Annotated in this window: 7 protein-coding genes; all 7 read left to right on the forward strand. The window is 73.8% G+C overall.

Translation table 11 applies throughout. From position 1 onward, the window contains the following. Positions 1–444: 444 nt before the first annotated feature. Positions 445–822, forward strand: coding sequence for a hypothetical protein (locus ABZW32_RS38270; RefSeq protein ID WP_356225317.1), 378 nt, complete (start codon positions 445–447; stop codon positions 820–822). A 79-nt stretch (positions 823–901) separates the two neighbouring features. Then, positions 902–1,324 (forward strand): phage tail protein, encoded by a 423-nt coding sequence (locus ABZW32_RS38275; protein WP_356225319.1) that lies wholly within the window; start codon positions 902–904, stop codon positions 1,322–1,324. 40 nt (positions 1,325–1,364) lie between these two features. Continuing rightward, on the forward strand, positions 1,365–2,087 hold the full coding sequence (locus ABZW32_RS38280) for a LysM peptidoglycan-binding domain-containing protein (protein ID WP_356225321.1): 723 nt from the start codon (positions 1,365–1,367) through the stop codon (positions 2,085–2,087). Beyond that, positions 2,087–4,003 carry a VgrG-related protein gene (locus ABZW32_RS38285; RefSeq protein WP_356225323.1) on the forward strand — a complete coding sequence of 639 codons (1,917 nt, stop codon included), beginning with the start codon at positions 2,087–2,089 and terminating at the stop codon, positions 4,001–4,003. The genes ABZW32_RS38280 and ABZW32_RS38285 overlap by 1 nt, the downstream gene beginning before the upstream one ends. A gap of 22 nt (positions 4,004–4,025) precedes the next feature. Continuing rightward, positions 4,026–4,457, forward strand: coding sequence for a GPW/gp25 family protein (locus ABZW32_RS38290; RefSeq protein WP_356225325.1), 432 nt, complete (start codon positions 4,026–4,028; stop codon positions 4,455–4,457). Next, a complete protein-coding gene (locus tag ABZW32_RS38295) occupies positions 4,457–6,415 on the forward strand; it encodes a putative baseplate assembly protein (protein WP_356225327.1) in 1,959 nt (652 codons plus the stop codon). Before ABZW32_RS38290 ends, ABZW32_RS38295 begins: the two co-directional genes overlap by 1 nt. Then, complete coding sequence (locus ABZW32_RS38300) at positions 6,412–6,984, forward strand: phage tail protein (RefSeq protein ID WP_356225329.1); 573 nt, start codon at positions 6,412–6,414, stop codon at positions 6,982–6,984. Before ABZW32_RS38295 ends, ABZW32_RS38300 begins: the two co-directional genes overlap by 4 nt. The last annotated feature ends 136 nt before the right edge of the window (positions 6,985–7,120 follow it).

Consider the following 7,120-nt stretch of genomic DNA (forward strand, 5'->3'; position numbering starts at 1 on the left):
GCACCCCGCCCCTCCCCCGGCCCGGCAACCGGCCGCACCTCCGCCTCCCCGCGCCCCTCCACGCCCGGGCCGGCAGCCGCGCAGCGGATCCTTGCGCCCGGCGCTCCGTCCACGGGTACGCCCACCCGGACCGCCCCGGAGCACCCCGGACCCCGTGCCGGTGCCTCCGCTCCCCCGCCGGTCCAGCGCGCCGTGGCGCCGGCCACACCGGCCACACCCTCCGCGTCCGTCCCCCCGACCCAGCCCTCACCGGCCCCTCCCCGCAAGACCGACACTCTCCCCGTCCAACGGGCCTTCCCCGTCCGGGGCGTTCTCCTGCGCCGGCCCACCGCACCCGGCGCCGGTGCCATGGCGCGCGGTCCGCTCCCCGTGGCTCCGTTGAGTCCGCCGCCCGCGGCCGCGCCCCTGGGGTTGCCCGCGGGCCCGGCGGCCGGGGTGCCGTCCGTGGGGTCGGCCCCGCCCGGCCCCACGGTCCAGCGTTTCCCCTCGTTCGGATCCGGCTCCGGATCCGGCCGGTCCCTCGGCGCGCTCGCGGCCGCCGCGTCGGCCACCGTGGCCTCGACGCTGGGGCACTTTCGGCCGTCGTCGCAGCAGGCGCCGCCGGCCGGGCCGCCGCCACCGTACGAGCGGCCGGCGGCGCACGGCGCGTCCCCGCCCGAGTACACCGCCGTCCCCGCCGGAGCCTTCGATCCGCGCGAGCTGACCGAGTTCCAGCTGGACGAGCTGGTGCACCGGATCATCGACCGGGTCACCCGCCTCGTCCGCACCGAACTGCGCATGGACCGCGAGCGGATCGGCAGGCTCCGCGATCCGCGCGCCTGACGCCCCCGCCCGGGCCCCACCCCGTCCCCGCGCACACCACACCGCCACCCCCTCGCACCGACAGAAAGGCCCACCTCGGATGCCCCGCCAGGACCCCGGGTCCACCATCTGGTTCACCCTCACCATCGACGGCGAGAGCCTCGGGTACTTCAACGGGTGCGAGGGCCTGTCGTCCCAGGTGGAGGTGGAGCAACGTCAGGAGGGCGGCAACAACGGCTTCGTGTGGCACCTGCCGACCCGGGTCACGTTCTCCACCATCCGGCTCACCCGGCCGCTCACGCCGGACACCGCGAAGGTCGCCAAGTGGATCTCGTCGGTGCAGACGGGGATCAAGCGGCCCACCGCCCAGATCGCGGCGCTGCGGGCCGACGGGTCGCTGGTGGCCCGCTGGGGGCTCATCGACGTCCTGCCCGTGAGCTGGCAGGGCCCCACCCTCGACCCCGCGAGCTCCGCCGTGGCCACGGAGGTCCTGGAGATCGCCCACCACGGGTTCACGGACTGACGGCGCGAGAGACGCGACGGAGCGGAGAGGAGGCACACCCATGGCCACGAGCAGCAGGGGCGCCGGCAAGAGCCTGGTGCGCGCGAACCTGGCGATCCACGAGCCCCCGGTCGGGACGAGCACGACGCCGGGTGCACTGATGCGGACGTTCGGCTTCGAGTTCAATCCGGCGCAGCTGTCGCTGAGTCAGCGCGCGCAGTGGAAGGCCACGCCGACGATGGCCGTGCGCGACGGCTCCAAGCCGGAGTTCATGGGCGCCGATCCGCGGGAGATGACCCTGGAGATCTTCCTGGACTCGTCGGCCGCGCCGACCGCCAACACGGTGCTGAAGAAGGTCGAATCGCTGCTGGACTGCTGCGAGGTGACGGCGAAGAGCATCGCCGCCGACCAGCCGTCGCCGCCGTGGGTGGTGTTCGAGTGGGGGTCGTTCTCCACGGCCCGGTTCGTGGCCTACGTGGGCTCGGTCGAGGCCTCGTACAGCCTCTTCGGCACGACGGGCGTGCCCATCCGTGCCACCTGTCAGGTGCACCTGGTGGAGATCCCGGGGAAGACCAAGGGCCAGAACCCGACCTCGGGCGCGCTCACCGCCCAGCGCGTGCACCGGGTCGTGGCCGGCGACTCGCTGCAGTCGCTGGCGTGGCGGGAGTACGGCACGGCCACCGTCTGGCGGGCGATCGCCGAGGTCAACGGCATCGACGACCCGTCCCGGCTGACGACCGGCACCGAACTGGTGCTTCCGGCGCCCGAGGAGGTGTCGCGCTGATGGTGCGTCCCGCGTTCTCCAGCATCATGCAGGTGCGGATGGGGTCGGCCAGGCTCCCGGACGACATCGCCCCGCTGCTCGTGGAGGGCTGGGTCGACCAGGGCGTGGGCGTGCCCGCCGCGTTCCGGCTGACCTTCCGCGATCCGTACCGCCTGGTCCTCGGCAAGCTCGGCGTCAGCTTCGGCACGAGGGTGGTCCTGACCCCGATCGCCGACGGCCAGGGTGCCGGCAAGCCCCTGCTGACCGGCGAGGTCACCGCGTTGGAGGCCGACTACGACGGCACCGGAAGCTTCACCGTGATCCGCGGCTACGACTTCGGGCACCGGATGATGCGCCGGCGCCGTGTCGTCGCCTACCGCAACCAGAAGGCCTCCGACATCGCCCGCAAGCTGGCCGCCCTGGACGGCGTACCGATCGGACGGATCCAGTCGACGAAGGGCGCGTACGGGTTCATCAGCCAGTCCAACGTCACCGACTGGGACTTCCTCTCCCGGCTCGCCGACGAGAACGACATGGTGATGTCGCTGGACGCCCGGGGGAGGTTCCGGTTCGTCGCGCCGACCCCGTCGGCCGGCGGGCCGTCCCCGCGGACCGACGGTGACGAGAGCCCCTTCGTCCTCCAGGCCGGTCACGACATCCTCCGGCTGCGGTCGGCGGTCACCGCCGCCGACCAGGTCGGCACGGTCGAGTCGCGCGGCTGGAACGTCACCACGAAGAAGAAGATCGTCGAGACGGCGCCGGCCACGACCGACCCGGGGATCTCCATAGGCCTCACCCCGGGCCAGGCGGCCGGGAGGTTCGCGCCCGCGCAGCTCGTCGAGACCGCCACGCCGTACGACCGGCAGGACGAGGTCCGGTACGCCGCCCAAGCCCTCGCCGCCGACGTCACCTCGTCGTTCGCGGAGCTGGAGGTCGCCGTGTACGGCAATCCCGAGCTCCGGCCGGGCGTGCCCGTGGCCCTCGGCGACGTGGGCAGGCCCTTCGAGGGCAAGTACACCGTCACCTCCGTGCGGCACGTCTTCGGCGACGGCAGGCACTACGAGTCGTGGATCACGGTGAGCGGACGCCAGTGGCGCTCCCTCTACGGGCTGGCGTCGGGCGGGGGCGGCGGGGCGGGCGCCGCCGGCGCCGGCCGGCTGCCCGGAGTCGCGAACGCCATCGTCACCGACGTGCAGGACCCGCTGAAGCAGGGGCGGGTCAAGCTCCAGTTCCCGTGGCTGGACGACACGTACGTGAGCGACTGGGCCCGCAGCGTGCAGTCCGGCGGGGTGGGCGGCGGCGGCGTCTTCCCGATGGACGTCGGGGACGAGGTGCTGGTCGCCTTCGACCGGGGCGCGCTGGACCACCCGTTCGTGATCGGCGGTCTCTACAACGGCCGGGACCTGCCGACCCGGGTCGAGGACGTTCCCCTGCACGACGGGCTGAAGCGGAAGGCCGCCCGGCACACCCTGTCCGACCGGCAGGGCAACCGCGTCGACCTGCTCAGCCAGCGGACCGGCGGGCGCAAGCAGGGCGTGCGCATCGCCAGCGGTGACGACCGGCTGACCATCAACCTCGACCGCACCGAGACGGAGATCACCGTCGACAGCAAGGGGTCGGTGACCATCAAGGGCGGTCGCTCCGTGTCCGTCGAGGCCGGGACCGACCTGACGCTCAGCGCCGGCCGCCGGCTCACCATCAAGAGCGGTGGCCTCCTCGACATCCAGGGCCGCGGCCTCGTCAACCTCACCTCCCTCGCGGGCGCCGTCAGCATCGACGCGATGGGCGCACTCAGCCTCAAGGCCGTCGGCGCCACCATGATCACCTCCGGTGGCACGTTCCAGGTCAACACCATCGCCGCCGTCGGCATCCGCGCCGTCCGGCTCGACCTCCAAGGCGGCTTCTTCGTCAACAACATCAAGTACCCGTTCGGATGAGGAGAAGGCAGGTGGCCCCCTGATGGCCGAACAGTTCGTCGGCTCCGGCTGGGCGTTCCCGATGCGCATCGGACCCACCGGGGGCATCGCGCTGGTCAGCGGCGAGCGCGAGATCGAGGAGGCCATCCGGCTCGTCCTGGCCACCGCCCCGGGCGAGCGGCCGATGCGCCCGGAGTTCGGCTGCGCGATCCACGACCTCGTCTTCGCCCCGGTCAACGAACAGACCGCGGGACGCATCCAGCACGAGGTGCACGTGGGCCTGGACCGCTGGGAACCCCGGATCGAGGTGCACGACGTGGAGGTCTCCGCCGGCGCGGACCAGGGCGTCCTGTTCATCGACGTCCGGTACTCCATCCGCGGGACCAACAACCCGCGCAGCCTCGTCTTCCCCTTCTACGTCATCCCCAGCCACGACGAGCCGGGCGCGCCGGGCTCCTCGGAAAGCGACCTCTGATGTCCCTGCCCTCCCCCAACCTCGACGACCGGCGCTTCCAGCAGTTCGTCGACGACGCCAAGCGCTACATCCAGCAGCGGGCCCCGGAGTGGACCGACCACAACGTCTCCGACCCCGGCATCACGCTCGTCGAGACGGTCGCTCACATGGCGGACCAGATCGTCTACCGCCTCAACCGCGTCCCGGAGAAGAACCACCTGGCCTTCCTCGACCTGGTGGGCATCACCCTCTTCCCGCCGTCCGCGGCGCGCACGGACGTCACCTTCTGGCTTTCGGCGCCCCAGGAGGACGTGATCCTGGTCCCCGCCGGGGCCGAGGTCGCCACGCTGCGCACCGAACGGGAGGACGCCGTCGTCTTCGCCACCGAGCACGACCTCGCCGTCGTGCCGAGTTCGCTGTCCCACCTGGTGGTGCAGCACCGCGGGCAGCCCGTCGCGGACCGTACGACGGACCTCGCCGAGGGCAAGGACGTGCTGTGCTTCGCCGAGGCCCCGGCCGTCGGCGACTGCATGCTCATCGGTCTGACCGCGGCCGCTCCGCACTGCGCGCTCGCGCTGGAGCTCGACAGCCGCGTCGACGGCGTCGGGGTGGATCCCCGCCAGCCGCCGCTGCTGTGGGAGGCGTGGACCGAGGACGGCTGGCAGGCCTGCGAGGTGGACCGGGACGGCACCGGCGGTCTCAACCGGCCCGGCGACGTCGTCCTGCACCTGCCGGGCGGGCACGTGCTCTCGCGGGGCGGCGGGCACGAGGCGGGCTGGATCCGCTGCCGGGTCACCGAACCGGCGCCGGGCCAGCCCTTCTACACCGCCTCGCCGAGCATCCGCTCCGTCGAGGCCTACACCATCGGCGGCACCACCGGCGCCGTGCACGCCGAGACCGTCCACGACGAGGCGCTCGGCGAAGCCACGGGGCTGCCCGGCCAGCGGCTGCGGCTGGCCCACGCCCCGGTCGTCGCCGACGATCCGCCGCTGCTCCTGCAGAGCTCCGCCGACGACGGCTGGCGGGACTGGCAGGTGGTCCCGCACTTCGCCGGCTCCCGGCCCGGCGACCACCACGTCACCCTGGACGCCGCCACCGGCGAGATAGCGTTCGGCCCGGCCGTCCGCGAACCGGACGGGACACTGCGCCAGTACGGGGCGGTCGCCCCCAAGGGCGCCGTAGTCCGGGCCCACCGCTACCGCACCGGCGGCGGCCGCGGCGGCAACGTGGCGCGGGGCGCAGTCCAGGTGCTGCGCACCTCCGTCCCGTACGTCGCCGAGGTCGTCAACCGCGAGGCGGCGCGCGGCGGTGTCGACGGCGAGACGGTCGAGGAGGCCAAACTGCGGGCACCGATCACCCTCCGCGCCCAGGACCGCGCGGTCACCCTGCGCGACTACGAGGAGCTCGCCCGCCGGGCCGCGCCGGAGACCGCGCGCATCACCTGCCTGGAGGGCGAGGAGGGCGAGCACGGGGCCTACGCGGTCCGTGTCCTCGTCGTTCCCCAGGCCGTGCCCGATCCGGGCGGGCGGCTGCGCTTCGAGCAGCTCGTGCCCGGCGACGCGCTGCTGGGCCGGATCACCCGTCACCTCGACGAACGCCGTCTCATCGGCACCCGGCTGGCCGTCGGCCCGCCGTACTACCAGGGCGTCACCGTCGTCGCCACGGTGCACGCGTTCCGCGGCGTCGACACCGACCGGGTGCGCCGCCGGGCGCACGACGCGCTCTACCGCCACCTCGACCCGCTGACGGGCGGCGCGGACGGCCGGGGCTGGCCCTTCGGCCGTCCCGTGCAGACCGGCGAGGTGTTCGCGGTGCTGCAGCGGGTCCCCGGTGTGGAACTGGTCGACGAGGTCGTCCTGCACCCGGCCGATCCCCTCACCGGAAAGCGCGGCGACCCCACCGACCGCATCGACCTGCGACGGCCCTCGCTGGTCTTCTCCTACGACCACCGCGTCCGGGTGATCGGGGACGGCGCATGAGGAACGCCGCCCACCGCGGCTCCGTCGACGGCCTCGGCTCCTCGCTCCCCCTGGGCACGATGCTCCCGGCCGTCTTCGCCGACGACGACCTGGCGCAGCGGTTCGTCGGTGGACTCGACGACGTCCTCGCACCCGTCCTGAACGTCCTGGACTGCCTGGACACCTATTTCGACCCGGCGTTGACCCCGGTCGACTTCGCCCGGTGGCTCGGCACCTGGGTGGGCGCCGAGACCGACGGCAGCGAGCCCGAGCCCCGGCTGCGGGCCGCCGTCGCGGCCGCCGTCGCGCTGCACCGGATCCGCGGCACCCGCCGCGGCCTCGCGGAGGCGGTACGGCTGGCGTTCGGCGTCGTACCCGAGATCACCGAGAGCGGCGGCGCCGACTGGAACGCCCGCCCGCTCGGACCCTTCCCGGGAGCCCCGCGCCCCCGCCTGCACGTCAGCCTCCGGCTGCCCGGCCCGACTCCGGCCGACGTCCACCGACTGGACTCCCTCGTCGCCGCCGCCCGCCCCGCCCACATGCCCTACACGGTCGAAGTGACGGCCGCCGAAAGGACCCCGCAGACATGACCACGCAGAACTGTGCCGAGTGCGGAACGCGCGCGGAACCGGGCCAGTCCTTCTGCGACGCGTGCGGCGCCGTGCTCGGCTGGGACCAGGGCGGCCGCGCCTCACGGCCCGCCGGCCCGTCCCCGCAGCCCGGCGG

The organism is Streptomyces sp. NPDC004667, from assembly GCF_040609475.1.
GTDB lineage: Bacteria > Actinomycetota > Actinomycetes > Streptomycetales > Streptomycetaceae > Streptomyces.